General features: G+C 39.7%; 11 protein-coding genes. All 11 read left to right on the plus strand.

Annotated features, from left to right (window positions below; genetic code table 11):
* Positions 1–91: 91 nt before the first annotated feature.
* The 11 genes from I8752_RS02595 (at position 92) to I8752_RS02645 (ending at position 14,473) form a co-directional block, all read left to right on the plus strand.
* Entirely contained in the window at positions 92–1,120 is a 1,029-nt protein-coding gene (locus I8752_RS02595; protein WP_214430772.1) for an NAD-dependent epimerase/dehydratase family protein, read from the plus strand.
* Between the two features lie 97 nt (positions 1,121–1,217).
* Positions 1,218–2,246: a glycosyltransferase family 2 protein gene (locus tag I8752_RS02600; RefSeq protein WP_214430773.1), complete on the plus strand. Its 1,029-nt coding sequence runs from the start codon at positions 1,218–1,220 to the stop codon at positions 2,244–2,246.
* A 21-nt stretch (positions 2,247–2,267) separates the two neighbouring features.
* A complete protein-coding gene (locus tag I8752_RS02605; RefSeq protein ID WP_214430774.1) occupies positions 2,268–3,131 on the plus strand; it encodes a phytanoyl-CoA dioxygenase family protein in 864 nt (287 codons plus the stop codon).
* A gap of 21 nt (positions 3,132–3,152) precedes the next feature.
* Positions 3,153–3,974, plus strand: coding sequence for a phytanoyl-CoA dioxygenase family protein (locus tag I8752_RS02610; protein ID WP_214430775.1), 822 nt, complete (start codon positions 3,153–3,155; stop codon positions 3,972–3,974).
* Between the two features lie 72 nt (positions 3,975–4,046).
* Positions 4,047–4,616 (plus strand): dTDP-4-dehydrorhamnose 3,5-epimerase, encoded by a 570-nt coding sequence (gene rfbC / locus I8752_RS02615; protein ID WP_214430776.1) that lies wholly within the window; start codon positions 4,047–4,049, stop codon positions 4,614–4,616.
* Positions 4,617–4,742: 126 nt separating this feature from the next.
* Entirely contained in the window at positions 4,743–6,056 is a 1,314-nt protein-coding gene (locus tag I8752_RS02620; protein WP_214430777.1) for an NAD(P)H-dependent oxidoreductase, read from the plus strand.
* Between the two features lie 253 nt (positions 6,057–6,309).
* Positions 6,310–7,392, plus strand: coding sequence for a glycosyltransferase (locus I8752_RS02625; protein ID WP_214430778.1), 1,083 nt, complete (start codon positions 6,310–6,312; stop codon positions 7,390–7,392).
* Positions 7,393–7,547: 155 nt separating this feature from the next.
* Positions 7,548–9,773 carry a GumC family protein gene (locus I8752_RS02630; RefSeq protein WP_214430779.1) on the plus strand — a complete coding sequence of 742 codons (2,226 nt, stop codon included), beginning with the start codon at positions 7,548–7,550 and terminating at the stop codon, positions 9,771–9,773.
* Positions 9,774–10,752: 979 nt separating this feature from the next.
* The gene (gene hepC, locus I8752_RS02635; RefSeq protein ID WP_214430780.1) at positions 10,753–11,517 is read left to right on the plus strand and encodes a heterocyst development glycosyltransferase HepC; all 765 of its coding nucleotides are present in this window, start codon (positions 10,753–10,755) and stop codon (positions 11,515–11,517) included.
* Between the two features lie 155 nt (positions 11,518–11,672).
* Positions 11,673–13,523, plus strand: a complete 1,851-nt coding sequence (hepA, locus tag I8752_RS02640) for a heterocyst formation ABC transporter subunit HepA (RefSeq protein ID WP_214430781.1) — start codon at positions 11,673–11,675, stop codon at positions 13,521–13,523.
* A gap of 110 nt (positions 13,524–13,633) precedes the next feature.
* Complete coding sequence (locus I8752_RS02645; protein WP_214430782.1) at positions 13,634–14,473, plus strand: hypothetical protein; 840 nt, start codon at positions 13,634–13,636, stop codon at positions 14,471–14,473.
* The last annotated feature ends 10 nt before the right edge of the window (positions 14,474–14,483 follow it).

Below are 14,483 nucleotides of genomic sequence, written 5' to 3' on the forward strand. Positions count from 1 at the left end.
CAAAACATACCGTGTGTTGTTGTAAGTAACAACACATGAGCATCTTTCTGCTCGATACTCAGCACTTTTAAACACAGAGGATTGGATTGCAATGAAAGTATTGGTAACTGGAACAGAAGGCTATCTAGGTTCTTTATTACCTCCTCTGTTAATCGAACGAGGACATGAAGTTATTGGCGTAGATACGGGTTTCTATAAAGTAGGTTGGTTGTACAACGGTACTGAAGTCACAGCCAAGACTCTTAACAAAGATATTCGTCACATCACCCCTGAAGATTTGCAAGGTGTCGAGGCAGTAGTTCACATGGCGGAACTATCCAACGACCCCACCGGACAATTAGCACCTAATATCACCTACGAAATTAATCATCTAGGTTCAGTTCGTTTGGCTAATTTAGCTAAAACAATGGGTGTGCGCCGCTTCGTCTATATGTCTTCGTGTAGTGTCTATGGTGTTGCTACCGAAGGTGATGTCACAGAAGATTCTCCGATCAATCCTCAAACAGCCTACGCAGAATGTAAAACTCTCGTAGAAAGAGATGTCAAACCATTAGCTGACGATGATTTTTCTCCTACTTTTATGCGGAATGCCACTGCCTTTGGCGCTTCCCCTAGAATGCGGTTTGATATTGTCTTAAACAACTTGGCTGGTTTGGCATGGACTAGCAAAGAAATCAAAATGACTAGCGATGGTACACCTTGGCGGCCACTAGTTCATGCACTAGATATTTGTAAGGCAATTGTCTGTGCTTTAGAAGCACCCCGCGACATCGTACACAACCAAATCTTTAATGTCGGAGATACAACTAACAATTATCGCGTTAAAGAAATTGCGGAAATTATTGCTGATATTTTTCCTGGTTGTAAATTGTCCTTTGGTGATAATGGTGCAGATAACCGCAGCTACCGAGTATCGTTCGAGAAAATTAACACCGTCCTCCCTGGATTCAAATGTGATTGGAATGCCCAACGTGGGGCACGACAGTTATTTGATTTATTCAGTCAAATTGACATGACTGAAGATACTTTCTTATTTAGAGGATTTACGCGGTTAAAACAACTAGAGTACTTGATTCGTACTCAGCAAATTAATCAAGATTTCTTTTGGAATAAAAAGTAGGTTGGCTATCTAAATAGCATCTCAAACTATATTCTATATTCCGAATCAAATATATTTGATTCGGAATAATCGCACCTCAAAAGTGATGCTTTTAACAATGAACAAATTACTGACCATTGCCATTCCTACTTATAACCGTGCTGAGTTACTAGATAAACAGTTAGCATGGTTAGCTCAAGCCATCAAAGGATTTGAATCTGAGTGTGAAATTTTAATCTCTGATAATTGTTCTACCGATAATACTCAGTGTGTAATTAGAAAGTGGCAAGAAATTCTGAGCGATTTTACCTTTAAGGTGAACAAAAATCCGGAGAATTTAGGCGTAATGCGAAATATTATGTACTGCCTAAATTCAGCCACAACAAAGTATGTCTGGACAATTGGCGATGACGATCCAATTCAGAATAGAGCTATCACTTATGTAATCGATAAAATTAAACAACATGAAGATTTATCATTATTATTTCTTAATTTTTCTGGAAAAAATAAAATTACTGGTGAAGCAGTACATCCACCAACAATAGTTGGGAACCGCTGGTTTGATGCTGACAGTGAAGATGCTTGTGGTGATGGCAAAGCCATATTTGAACATTGTTTTTCTAAAAGTGTCGGTGCAGTAATTTTTCTCACTGCTACTGTCTACCGTACCGACTTAGTGAAACGTGCCTTGCAAATTTGGCTAGATGCTGCAAGTAATTGGATATCTTTAGCATACTTGGCTGGTTATTGTGCTGCTAATGGCAGTGTCATTGTCACTAAAGAAACCTATTTAGAATGTATTGTAGGTGTGAGTTATTGGCAGAAAGAGCCAAAATCTGCACTTTTAATGCAATACAAACATATACCTGAAGTTATTTTAAAACTTGAGGAAAGTGGATATTCTAAGCAGTTTTGTAGACGAATGCTTTTACAAAACTCCAAAGATGTTAGCTGGAAAGTTTTCTTAGGTGCTTTGAGAAGATGGCCTGTATCTGCTATCAAGACAGTAGTTCCTTTTTTAGCTTTAGTCAGTATTTCTGCTTTTGATGTTATGGCTTTCAAAGAGTTGAAAATTGCTGAAGTTAACGAACCAGCTAGTCAAGAAATACGTTCTCGTCAGGGTAGCGATCGCTCAATCAATTTATAATCAAAAATAGGTAGTTATAGCATGATTATGAATATTAAAGATAAGGTTTCATACTTTAATTATGAGTTGAATTATCGAGTCAATCTGTGGCAACATACGAAAAATTTACCACCAATAGAAGAACGCGATCGCATAATTCTTGATTCTCTCAAAAGCAAAAGTATTTACATTACAAACCTTGCCGAATTAGGATTTACTTCTACCTCCGAATTGCTTGATGCTGCTCATAGTTTATTACCAAGCATGGGAAAAGCTAACTATGATGATTCGGGCGAAAATCCGCCTGAAATTTGCATAGTCACAGATTTACCAGAATTTTATAACTGGGGAAAAGAACAAAGGCTGTTCAATATCATTGAAAATTATATTGGTCTTCCTGTTGCCTATCATGGCGTACATCTCCGCAAAGATTTTGCTAACAAAAATCAGTTTGCCACATTGCTATGGCATAGAGATATAGAAGACCGCCGAGTTATCAAAATAATGGTTTACTTAAATGATGTAGAAGAAAAGCACGGGCCTTTTGAATACGTGCCCTCACATCTGACCTCCAAATATACACTTAACTATTATCGAATTAAAAATAAGATTAAGAATTCTGGAGGAATCAACGATGAAACACTAAACCAAATTGTTCCCAAATCAGCTTGGAAATCTTGTCCTGGAAAAGCAGGTACAGTCATTATTGCTGATACAAGACGACTTTTACATCATGGGACTCTTCGCACTCAAGAGCGGTCAACACTATTTTTTGCTTACACTGCTAACCCCCCTAAACAACCACAACTTTGTACTCATTTCTGGGACGATTCTTATCCTAAACCAGAGTTTTATCTAAAATCTGAAGAAACTAGATTAAGTACATTAACTACCTTAACCAAATAAGTCAGTCATCCTGTGTGAAAGATGTTACAAGATAAAATATTGACATTGAAATCTGAGTTAGGTTATAGATTAGCACTGCGGCAGCATCGGAAAAATTTACCTGCATTAACAAAAGGCGATCGCCTAATTGTTGATACTCTCAAAACGGAGGGAGTTTACGTTACAACACTCGCTGAACTAGGATTTTCATCTACCTCCAACTTGCTCAATTCTGCTAACAAGCAAATGTCTGAAATGTTAGCAAATGATAGCAACCAAACCCAAAAACTGCCGCAAATTTATACAGTTACAGATTTACCAGAATTTGCTACTTGGGGAAATGAAAAAAGGCTATTAGATATCGTTGAAAATTACATCGGTCTTCCCGTCGCTTTTCAAGGCGTACATCTCCGCAAAGATTTTTCCAATCAACATCAGTTTGGCACGCTGTTATGGCATAAAGATTCTGAAGACCGCAAGATGGTTAAAGTCATCATTTATTTGACTGATGTTGAAGAAAAGCACGGCCCTTTTGAATACATTCCGCTATCTTTAACTTCTTTCCCGGCTTTGAATTCTTATCGAATTGATTACAAGCTATGGCAATCAGGATATTTAGGCATCAATGATGCACAACTAAAAGAAATTATTCCAGCATCAGCTTGGAAATCTTGTCCGGGAAAAGCAGGTACAGTGATTATTACAGACCCCAGAACTGCTTTACATCATGGCACTCTACGTTCGCAAGAACGGTCGGCGCTATTTTTTGTATACACCGCCAACCCTCCCAAGCGACCAGAACTTTGTACGCAATATTGGGATGATACTTTCGCCAGACCAAAAGCAGTTAAAGTTCCTGTTTAGTAAGTTTTCTACTGTAAAAGCTAAACAGTTATCAAGTATTTTCTCTACTCAACATTCATATTAAAGGTATCCATGATTTTTACCTCCACAGAACTCCAAGATGCATTCATCATTGATTTAGAAGAAAAACGCGATCGCCGTGGTTTTTTTGCTCGTGCTTTCTGCGCTCAAGAATTTGAAGCACATGGTTTAAAGCCTGTAGTTGCTCAATGTAACCTGTCTTTTAACTACATCAAAGGCACATTGCGGGGAATGCATTATCAGCTAAGTCCAGCGGCAGAAACAAAATTAGTTCGCTGCATTAAGGGCGCTATTTATGATGTAATTATTGATATGCGCCCCGAATCTCCGACCTTTTTATCACATATTGGTGTGGAATTAACAGCAGCAAATCGTCGCGCTTTGTATGTGCCAGAAATGTTTGCTCACGGTTATCAAGCACTCACAGATGACACTGAAGTTGTCTATCAAGTTGGTGAATTTTACACACCAGGATATGAGCAGGGACTTCGCTATGATGACCCCTTCTTTAATATTGAATGGCCTATAGAAGTAACTGAAATTTCTGAGAAAGATTTAAATTGGCCGTTGTTAGAAACTATTCCTATTGGCACTCCAGATCCTATAGAAGTAACGATATAAGAAGGCAGAGGGGCAGAGGGAGATGGGGAAAGTGCGGGAGTGAGAGAAAATGACAACTAACCACTGACAACTGACAACTGACAACTGACTATTGAATTAAATAAATAACAGAGGAATTTAGACATAATGATTATTGTTGATAAGGCTTTACAAGCACGTGCGGCAGCAGGAAATCCGATCAAAGTGGGGATGATCGGTGCTGGTTTTATGGGTCGAGGTATTGCCAATCAGATTATTAATTCAGTTCCAGGAATGGAGTTGGTTGCTATCTCTAACCGTCAAATTGATGCTGCTAAACAAGCTTATATAGAAGCTGGAATTGAAGATATTCAAGTTGTAGCGACTGCTAGCAAACTAGAAGATGCGATCGCTCAAGGCAAGTATGCAGTCACCGAAGATGCTAAATTGCTGTGCAACGCCGAAGGCATCGAAGCCATTATTGAAGTTACAGGCGCAGTGGAATTTGGCGCTCATATTGTCATGGAAGCGATCGCTCATGGCAAGCATGTCATTATGATGAATGCCGAACTCGACGGCACTATCGGCCCCATCCTCAAAGTCTATGCCGACAAAGCCGGAGTGATTCTCAGCGCTTGTGATGGCGACCAGCCAGGGGTACAGATGAATCTTTACCGATTTGTCAAAAGTATTGGTCTGATTCCGCTATTGTGCGGTAACATTAAAGGACTCCAAGACCCCTATCGCAATCCGACTACCCAGGAAGGATTTGCGAAACGCTGGGGTCAAAAGGCCCACATGGTGACAAGCTTTGCTGACGGAACGAAAATTTCTTTCGAGCAAGCGATCGTTGCCAATGCCACAGGAATGAAAGTTGCCAAGCGGGGAATGTTGGGATATGACTTCACCGATCATGTCGATGAGATGACCCAAATGTATGACGTGGAACAACTCAAGCAACTAGGTGGTATTGTCGATTATGTAGTTGGTGCAAAACCCGGCCCTGGTGTGTTCGTATTTGCCACTCACGACGACCCCAAACAGCGCCATTACCTCAACTTATACAAGTTAGGTGAAGGCCCCCTCTACAGCTTCTATACTCCCTATCATCTGTGTCATTTTGAAGTCCCACTATCTGTTGCTCGTGCTGTACTGTTTGGTGATGCAGTTATGTCTCCACTAGCAGGCCCGTTAGTAGATGTAGTCACCACAGCCAAAATCGACTTGAAAGCCGGAGAAACTCTCGATGGCATCGGCTACTACATGACCTATGGACAGTGTGAAAATTCCAACATTGTCCAAGAGCAAAAACTTTTACCAATGGGTTTAGCCGAAGGATGCCGTCTGAAAAGAGATATTAAGCGCGATCGCGTCCTCACTTACGATGATGTAGAGTTGCCTGAAGGCAGATTGTGCGACCAACTGAGAGCCGAACAAAATGCTTATTTTGCTCCAGAGAAAATTCTCGCAACTGTTGGGTAGTATCCAATACTTTTTCAATCAGCACTAATAACTCTCTCGATTTGGGAAAAAATAGGGTGGGCATTGATGATGCCTACCCTACAAACAACAAACCACTCAGCCATCCGTCATCCCTCAACAGATATTTCTAGGGATTATTGCGCTCAAATAATCTCTATAAAAAGAATATTTATACTCCAAAACACTGAAGTTTCTCATCGGAACTTGCTGGGAAGTGTTCAAACTAAATTCAGATGCACATTAAATCGAGCCTATGAAAATTGCTCTAGTCCATGATTACTTGACCCAGCGCGGTGGAGCAGAGCGCGTATTTGAATTGCTTTGTAAGCGCTACCCCCAAGCGGATATTTTTACTTCTCTATACGATCCGCAAAAAACTATTGATATGGGCGAGCGGATAATCAAAACGACTTGCTTACAAAAAATTCCTGGTGCAGCTAAGTATTTTAGATTAATGGCTCCTTTTTATTTTCCTGCCTTTCGCGCCTTGGATTTGCAAGACTACGATTTGATTGTTAGCAGTAGCACCAGCTTTGCTAAAGCAGTACGAAAACGCCCAGATGCACAACACATTTGTTTTTGTCATAACGTTACCCGTTTTTTGTGGGATACAGCAACATATTTACGGGAGTATGGAGACTATAGATATTTTGCACCTTTGATAGAAAAGATTTTTCAACTGATGAGGAAGGTAGACCTGAAATACGCACAGGAACCCGACCTTTACATTGCTAATTCCAGCGTTGTTGCTCGTCGCATTCAAAGTATTTATGGTAAACCAGCAATTGTAGTTAACTATCCAATTGATACCAGTAACTTTGTTTTTTCCCAGACAAAAGACGAATATTATCTGGCCTCGGCCAGAATGATTAGCTATAAGCGTCTGGATATAATAGTCGAAGCTTTTAATTGGCTGGGTTGGCGATTATTAATATCAGGTGATGGGCCAGAAAAAGAACGCTTAAAATCCAAAGCATTAAATAATATTGAATTCTTAGGACATGTTAGCGATAAAGCGCGCAAAGACTTATTTTCTAAAGCTAAATCCGTCATAGTCGCAGCCTTAGAAGACTATGGATTAGTTCCGGTAGAAGCAAATGCGAGTGGAACACCAGTTATTGCCTATGGAGCAGGTGGCGTATTAGATACACAAATACACGGCCAAACAGGAGTATTTTTTAAAAGACAAACACCCGAATCTTTGCAAGCTGCACTATTAGAGTCCGGACAAATAGCTTGGAATTATGAAAATATTCGTAATCATGCAGTGAACAATTTTTCGGAGCAAGTATTTTTTACCAAGGTTGAGAAAATTATTAATCAAACTTGTAATTAGGAGTCAGTTGTCAGTGGTCAGTTGTCAATTGTAATTTTTCCCCTCTCTCTGCCCCTCTGCTCCCCTGCCCCCTCATCAGTGCTGATGTACATAAGACTTGTCAGCTACTTAACTTTTGCTGTTCGCGCAGCGTCTCGCCCAGAAGGATAATAAACGTGGTTCAAAGTCTAAATCCCAGTCCAAATACAGTTTCTGAGCCAGAAGCTGGTTATGGACAAATATTTGCAGTATTTATTCGCAGATTTCCTTGGTTCTTAGCAGCATTTATTGCTTCAATAGCGATCGCAGCTTTCGTAACTGCTAGAACGCAACCTACATATAAAAGCTCAATGCAGTTGCTCGTAGAACCTAATTATCAAGGTAAAAAAGAAGGAACTGGGATAGAAAGCCAGTTTACAGAGCCCGATGTTGAGATAGATACTGCAACTCAGTTGAATCTGATGCAAAGTTCGGGACTCATCCAAAAAGCTGTTGATAAACTTCATTCTGAATATCCCAACATCACTGTAGACGAAATTAAAAACGCTTTAGCCTTAGATCAATTAAGGACAAAAGAAGATAATGTTGCCACGAAGATTTTCCATGTAGACTATACCGATACAGACCCAGACAAGACACAGAAAGTTCTGAGCGCCATTCGGCAAGTTTATGTGGAATATAACAAACAACAGCAAGATTCGCGTTTACAAAAAGGTCTGCAAATTATTAGGGAACAGTTAAGCAAAGCCAGTGATGAAGTCAATGCAGCTGAAACAAACCTCCAACGATTTCGCCGCAACCAAAATTTAATCGATCCGGAGTTACAGGCAAAAGCGCTGGAAGACGCTTTGAATAAAATTCAGCAGGATCGCCGTGCAACTCGTTCTGAATATGAAGAAGGTGTGGCGCGCCAAAAATCTTTGGAAGAACAACTTAATCGTTCTCCACGAAATGCCTTAGTAGCTTCGCGGCTGAGTCAGTCTACTCGCTACCAAGGTTTACTCAACGAAATTCAAAAAACAGAACTAGCCCTAGCTCAAGAACGCTTGCGCTTTACGGATGCAACTCCGAGCGTGCAAAAGCTCAAAGACCAACTTCAAAGCCAAAAAGAATTATTACAACAAGAGGTAGGCAGAACTTTAGGTGTAGAATCTGTTGATGTATTCGGTTCCAAACAGCCTCTCCTCGAACAAGGACAGTTCGGTCAAATCGATCTCACTCTTGCCAGTCAGTTAGTAGAAACGCAGACATCTCTTGTTGCTTTAAGTGCCCGCGATCAAACTTTGGCACAAAAAGAAAATCAACTGCGTGCTGAAATCAAACGCTTTCCGCCTTTGTTGGCTTATTACAATCGGATACTACCGCAGTTACAATTTAGCCGGGAAAGGTTAGAGCAGCTTTTGCGCGCAGAACAACAATTGCGCCAAGAACTTGCCAAAGGTGGATTTAATTGGGAAGTTGTGGAAGAACCTCAAAAAGGTACGCAGTTAGGGCCTAATCTCAAGCAAAACCTCTTGTTGGGTGCGGTAGTTGGGTTGATGTTGGGAGGCATTGCCGCCTTCATTCGGGAAGCTGCTGATGATTCTGTTCATACCACTGCCGAGTTAGAGAAGCAGGTTCCTTTACCTTTGTTGGGCACGACTCCCAAGCTACCCCCAGCCAGAAGCAGAGAATCAGTCATCAAGTTGCCTTTTGGGAAGCCAGAAGTCTTGGCTCCTTGGACAGTTGAAGTGTTGCAATCTCCTCCACGTTGGGAATCGCTGGATCTGATTTATAAAAATATCGAGCTGATGAATTCTGTTCCCAGCTTGAAATCTTTGATGATTACTTCGGCGTTGGCTGATGAGAGTAAGTCAGCTTTAGCATTGGGTTTAGCAATGAGTGCTGCTCGTTTACACAAACGAGTACTACTGATTGATGCCAACTTACGCGACCCTAGCCTGCACGAACAGCTGAATCTTCCTAACGAACAAGGACTTTCAACTCTACTAGCTAGTGATATTACTCTGCCCAATCAGATTAGTATTCAATCTTCAGGTTCAGCTTATATTGATATTTTGACTGCCGGGCCGAGGCCTGCTGACCCAGCAAATCTTTTGAGTTCGCCACGAATGACGCAATTGATGGCAGCATTTGAGGAGAACTATGATTTGGTACTTATAGATGCTTCGCCAGTTCTTGGGCTGGTGGATGCCATGCTCACAGCATCATCTTGTCGTAGCGTGGTACTAGCAGCAAGCATTGGCAGAGTGACTCGCACTCAGGTTGTTCAAGCTACAAGTATGCTCAGTAAGTTAAATCTCATTGGGGTTGTGGCAAATGGCGTATCTAAGTCTGGCAGTACCTATGTACAGTATCCCAAACAATATCGATTTGCCCTACCGCAAGCAGTGGAGAAATAATTAGCAGGAGGCAGGAGGCAGAAGGCAGAAGGCAAAAGGAAAGTTTTGCAACCTTTTTAGTTACTTCATGCTTTTGTTAGTTTGGGGATGGTGCGATCGCACGTATTCAAGAGGCGAGCGCACATCTCCTTTTTGGGATATTTCCAAACAACAATTCTACAAAAAATTATGTTTATACAGTTGATTAATTGGAGTTCAATAAAATATATATTCACACTTAATTTCTCGCTTTGCTTTAATTAGCTAGTTCCGATTATTTGTAATTATTAAACTATTTTAAAGTAAAATTTAGTCATGCTATTATCATCTATAACGTAAGTATATTTATGAGAGCTTTATAATCTTTAAGAAAAGCCTTGGCTATTTAAAGAGTAAATAAAGAATCGTCCAATCGGATCGTTATTTCTACAGAGTCTTATATCCTTAATATTGAAACGTAAGAATTCAGCAATCAGAAGTCAGAATTGATAGAAGGTTTGATATTACAACACATTGATGAGTAAAGTTAACTCCTGATTCTTCCACTGTTCTGACTCCTGCATTCTGGCTCCTGAATTCTTATATTGAAACTTCTTACAAATAACTAAAAGGTAAGAGTGACCCAGTTCTGTCAGGTTTATCCAAACAATAGGTAGGTAAACACAATCAAACGTATGTACGGAGTTATGGGGCAATAGATTAACGGGATGACTTCCACTTTCCTCTGCATCTCCCTACCAGCACTAATCCCCATCTTAAAAAACTTGAAATATTAGGTTTTTTACTAACTATATACTTCGTATATTTGTCGTTTGTACATCTTTGGGCAAAATAATTTTCAAAGATGACTACTTACCTAGAGAGCAACTAAAAATTGTATATTTTTGCACGCAATTATCTACAGCTTGTGTCAGCAAAACAGAATTAAATTCCGAGTCTTTGGCATTAATAACCTTTGATGTCAGCCCAGCAATTCACTATTGTGTAAATCCAAAGACATATGACAATTGCAATAATTCCTCCTCTACAGAATTACTATACCGCAACCGCTCAACACCACAATAATCGCTCTCCATACTGTATGCTCCAGTGGCGACAAAATCAACTGTGGGTGAAGTCTAGCGCTGAAGAAAAACAACCATATCTTCCTTCTCTATATAACGAAGAATTATTAGTTGAATGCTTAAAACATTCTCCAGTTAAATTGGTAAGCATAGATCCAAAACTTGGTGAAGCTTCGCTGCGGTTTTGGGCTAGGGCGTGCGAACAAGCTCATAAGCCAACATTTCTCCGTACATCTTCAGCCAATCAACTATTCAAACAAAGTAACCAACCTTTGGGGTGGTTGCAGCACACAATTGACTGGATTATAGCTTTGGTGTTGTTGCTCTTAGTTAGTCCGTTAATGCTGGGATTAGTTGTACTAACGCAGGTTTACTCGCCAAAATCGCTGTTTTCTTATGAATGGTATGTGGGAGAGCAGGGTAAATTTTTTAAGGCTATCAAGTTTCACACAACCGCAAATCATAACATTACACCCTTGGGACATTGGATGTGTAAATATGGTTTGGATGGTCTACCGCAGTTATTGAATGTGCTGCGAGGTGAAATGAGTTTGACAAGTTCTCGTTGTTGGACTTTGGAAGATGCAATACAGCTAAGTTTAGAAGGACAACATCAGCTCAATAAACTACCCATAATTCAGAATTCTTGGGAAGTACAAACAGATTCAGAATTGTTGCATTTGGATAGCCAAACATTATAATCTCCCGCCTACCAATTTAATTTAACTAGTAGGGACGTAAGGTATTGCGTTCCTACAAATTCAACCCAAAAACCACAGATAGAATCTAAATTTATTAATTACGAATTAGTATTGCCTATCTGAATTGCTAGCTAAAATCTTGTTCAAAATTACTCATGATTGTTCAACTTCCTCAACCACTAAGTAATTTAATCAAAGCTACTCGCTTTTGGCAAAAAAACTACTTGATATTGCAAGAATTTCAACACTTCAAAAAAATTACGATTCTTGCTTTAGTATTTTCATTGTTAGCGGCAACATTTGAAGGGTTTAGTATTGGATTTTTACTTTCCTTTTTACAAAGTTTAACTACTCCCAACGCCGAACCAATTCGCACAGGGTTTACTTGGTTTGATATCTGGATATTAGCTGCTAATACTTCGGCTATTAATAGACTTTATCGAATATCTTTTCTAATTTTGTTGAGTACTTGGATGCGAGCTGCTTTCAATTACTTAGCACAGGTGTACACTGAAATGGCTCAACTACACCTAGCCGATCGCTTGCGTAAACAAATTTTTGAACAGTTGCAAGGATTACCATTAAGTTACTTTGCTAAAACTCGTTCTGGCGAGTTAATTAATACTATTACAACTGAAATTGAGAGAGTAAAACAGTTATTCAGTGGTTCTGCCTTTTTGATGACTAGAGTCATGACAGCCTTTGTCTACTTTATTTCTATGTTTTGGCTATCGTGGCAGCTTTCAATTACTTCTTTCTTTCTATTTACACTTGTGGGAGTGGGCTTATCAACACTAAATAAACGAGCCAGAGAAACGAGTTTTAGCACTTCAATAGCTAACGGTCACTTTACCTCAATAGCAATAGAATTCATTAACGGAATTCGCACAGTGAAAGCATTTGCCACTCAAGATTTTGAGCGGCAACGTTTTTATAGTGCTAGCGATGGAGTAGTCAATACTTCAACTAAAGTTGTATTAACCTGGGCACTTGTCAGACCTTTAGCTGAAAGTATAGCTAGTACAATTCTCATTGGCATGATTATTTTTGCGTTTACTGTTTTTGTTGTCAATGGAACTTTACAAGTTGCTTCTTTGCTGACATTCTTTTTTGTACTTTTTCGGGTTGTGCCAATCGTCCAAGATATTAACGGTACTAGAGCGCATTTAAGTACACTACAAGGATCAGCAGATAATATTAAAGAACTGGTAAGAACTGACAATAAAACGTATTTAGCAAATGGCAAACTAAAATTTAATGGGTTCAAGCATTCCATTGATATAGTATCTGTGGATTTCGGCTACGAGCCTCAGAGTTTAGTGCTAAATAATGTTACCTTGAGCATTGAAAATGGCAAAACAACGGCGCTAGTTGGGGCGACTGGTGCAGGTAAAAGTACATTAATTGATTTAATTCCCCGATTTTACGATCCCACAGAAGGTAGTGTGTTGATTGATGGAGTTGATGTGCGAGAATTTGACATCAATTCGCTGCGACGCAGAATAGCCGTTGTCAGTCAAGATACATTTATTTTTAACACTTCCGTCACGAATAATATTGCTTATGGAACGCGGGGAGCGCGTGAAGTAGAAATTCGAGAAGCTGCGCGACTAGCAAACGCACTTCAATTTATTGAAGAAATGCCCGAAGGTTTTAATACCCAATTAGGGGATCGGGGCGTGCGGTTATCTGGAGGTCAACGCCAGCGAATTGCGATCGCACGAGCTTTGCTACGCGACCCAGAAATTCTGATTTTGGATGAAGCTACCAGCGCCTTAGATTCCGTAACCGAGCGCTTAATTCAGGAATCATTAGAACAGCTTTCCGTCGGTCGAACAGTAATTGCGATCGCTCACCGTCTTTCTACCATCGCCAAAGCAGATAAAGTTGTCGTCCTAGAACAAGGACGCATAGTAGAACAGGGCAAATATCAAGAGTTACTCGACTGTCAAGGAAAGCTCTGGGAATATCACAAAATGCAATACGAAATGGGACAAGCGAGTTAATCATTAGTAGGTAGAGACGCGATTAATCGCGTCTCTAGATTGGTCAGTTGTTATTCTCTGCGTCGGGAGCGTCTACTCATCCTCCTAATAGTTTTACAAGGTAAAAATCAATGGTAAATGTAAGTTACCACTCTGCTAGAGTTCAAGGAAGAGTTAATCGTCAACTATATAAAGCAGCACTAGCTCAGATAGCTAGTTTCCCCATCCAAACAACTCGCAATGTGCCAATTAATGTTTACACTTTTTCATGCGAGCGAGATTTACCAGAACAAGTAGCAAGTATTCGCTCATTCATCCGCCATGTTGGTATTCCAGATACATTCACTGTAATTTCTGATGGAAGTTACACAGCCTCTAGCTGCAATTTACTGTGCCGCATCCATCCTTGTGTTGAAGTAATTCCCTTAAAGAAACTGTTGAAAACAGATTTGCCTCAATGTGTTTCTGATTATGCCAGAGTTCATCCTATGGGTAAAAAGTTAGCGGCTTTAATGTCGATTCCTGTAAATGGTACAACTATCTATACAGACTCAGATATTTTATTTTTCCCAGGCGGAAGTGACTTAATTAAGTTAGCTAATTCCAATACTAAATACTCTTTTTATCTACCTGATTGCTCTTTATCAGTAGACGAGCGAATTATTTACGATGATACCGAAAAATTAAATCCTGTTAATGGAGGATTTATTATATTTAGGCATCAATTAGATTGGAGTTTTGCTATTAAACGTTTAGTAAAACTTCAAGAAATACCTAGTTATTTTACCGAACAAACAATAGTGCATTTAACAATGCATCACAATCAGGGTAAGCCTCTGTGTTCAGAGCAATATGTACTGAATGTAGAAGATCAGTTCATTTATCCAGATAGATTTGCTGGTAAAAATATTGCTTTAAGACATTACGTTAATGATGTCAGACATAAATTTTGGATGAATGTAGGTCTTTAAGTTAAGTAAA

The sequence above is a fragment of the Dendronalium phyllosphericum CENA369 genome (assembly GCF_016056275.1).
GTDB lineage: Bacteria > Cyanobacteriota > Cyanobacteriia > Cyanobacteriales > Nostocaceae > Dendronalium > Dendronalium phyllosphericum.

Coding starts and splice junctions, on each gene's coding strand:
- I8752_RS02600 (WP_214430773.1), top strand. CDS start 1,218: ATGAACAAATTACTGACCATTGCCATTCCTACTTATAACCGTGCTGAG.
- I8752_RS02620 (WP_214430777.1), top strand. CDS start 4,743: ATGATTATTGTTGATAAGGCTTTACAAGCACGTGCGGCAGCAGGAAAT.
- I8752_RS02610 (WP_214430775.1), top strand. CDS start 3,153: ATGTTACAAGATAAAATATTGACATTGAAATCTGAGTTAGGTTATAGA.
- I8752_RS02605 (WP_214430774.1), top strand. CDS start 2,268: ATGATTATGAATATTAAAGATAAGGTTTCATACTTTAATTATGAGTTG.
- I8752_RS02625 (WP_214430778.1), top strand. CDS start 6,310: ATGAAAATTGCTCTAGTCCATGATTACTTGACCCAGCGCGGTGGAGCA.
- I8752_RS02595 (WP_214430772.1), top strand. CDS start 92: ATGAAAGTATTGGTAACTGGAACAGAAGGCTATCTAGGTTCTTTATTA.
- I8752_RS02645 (WP_214430782.1), top strand. CDS start 13,634: ATGGTAAATGTAAGTTACCACTCTGCTAGAGTTCAAGGAAGAGTTAAT.
- rfbC (WP_214430776.1), top strand. CDS start 4,047: ATGATTTTTACCTCCACAGAACTCCAAGATGCATTCATCATTGATTTA.
- hepA (WP_214430781.1), top strand. CDS start 11,673: ATGATTGTTCAACTTCCTCAACCACTAAGTAATTTAATCAAAGCTACT.
- hepC (WP_214430780.1), top strand. CDS start 10,753: ATGACAATTGCAATAATTCCTCCTCTACAGAATTACTATACCGCAACC.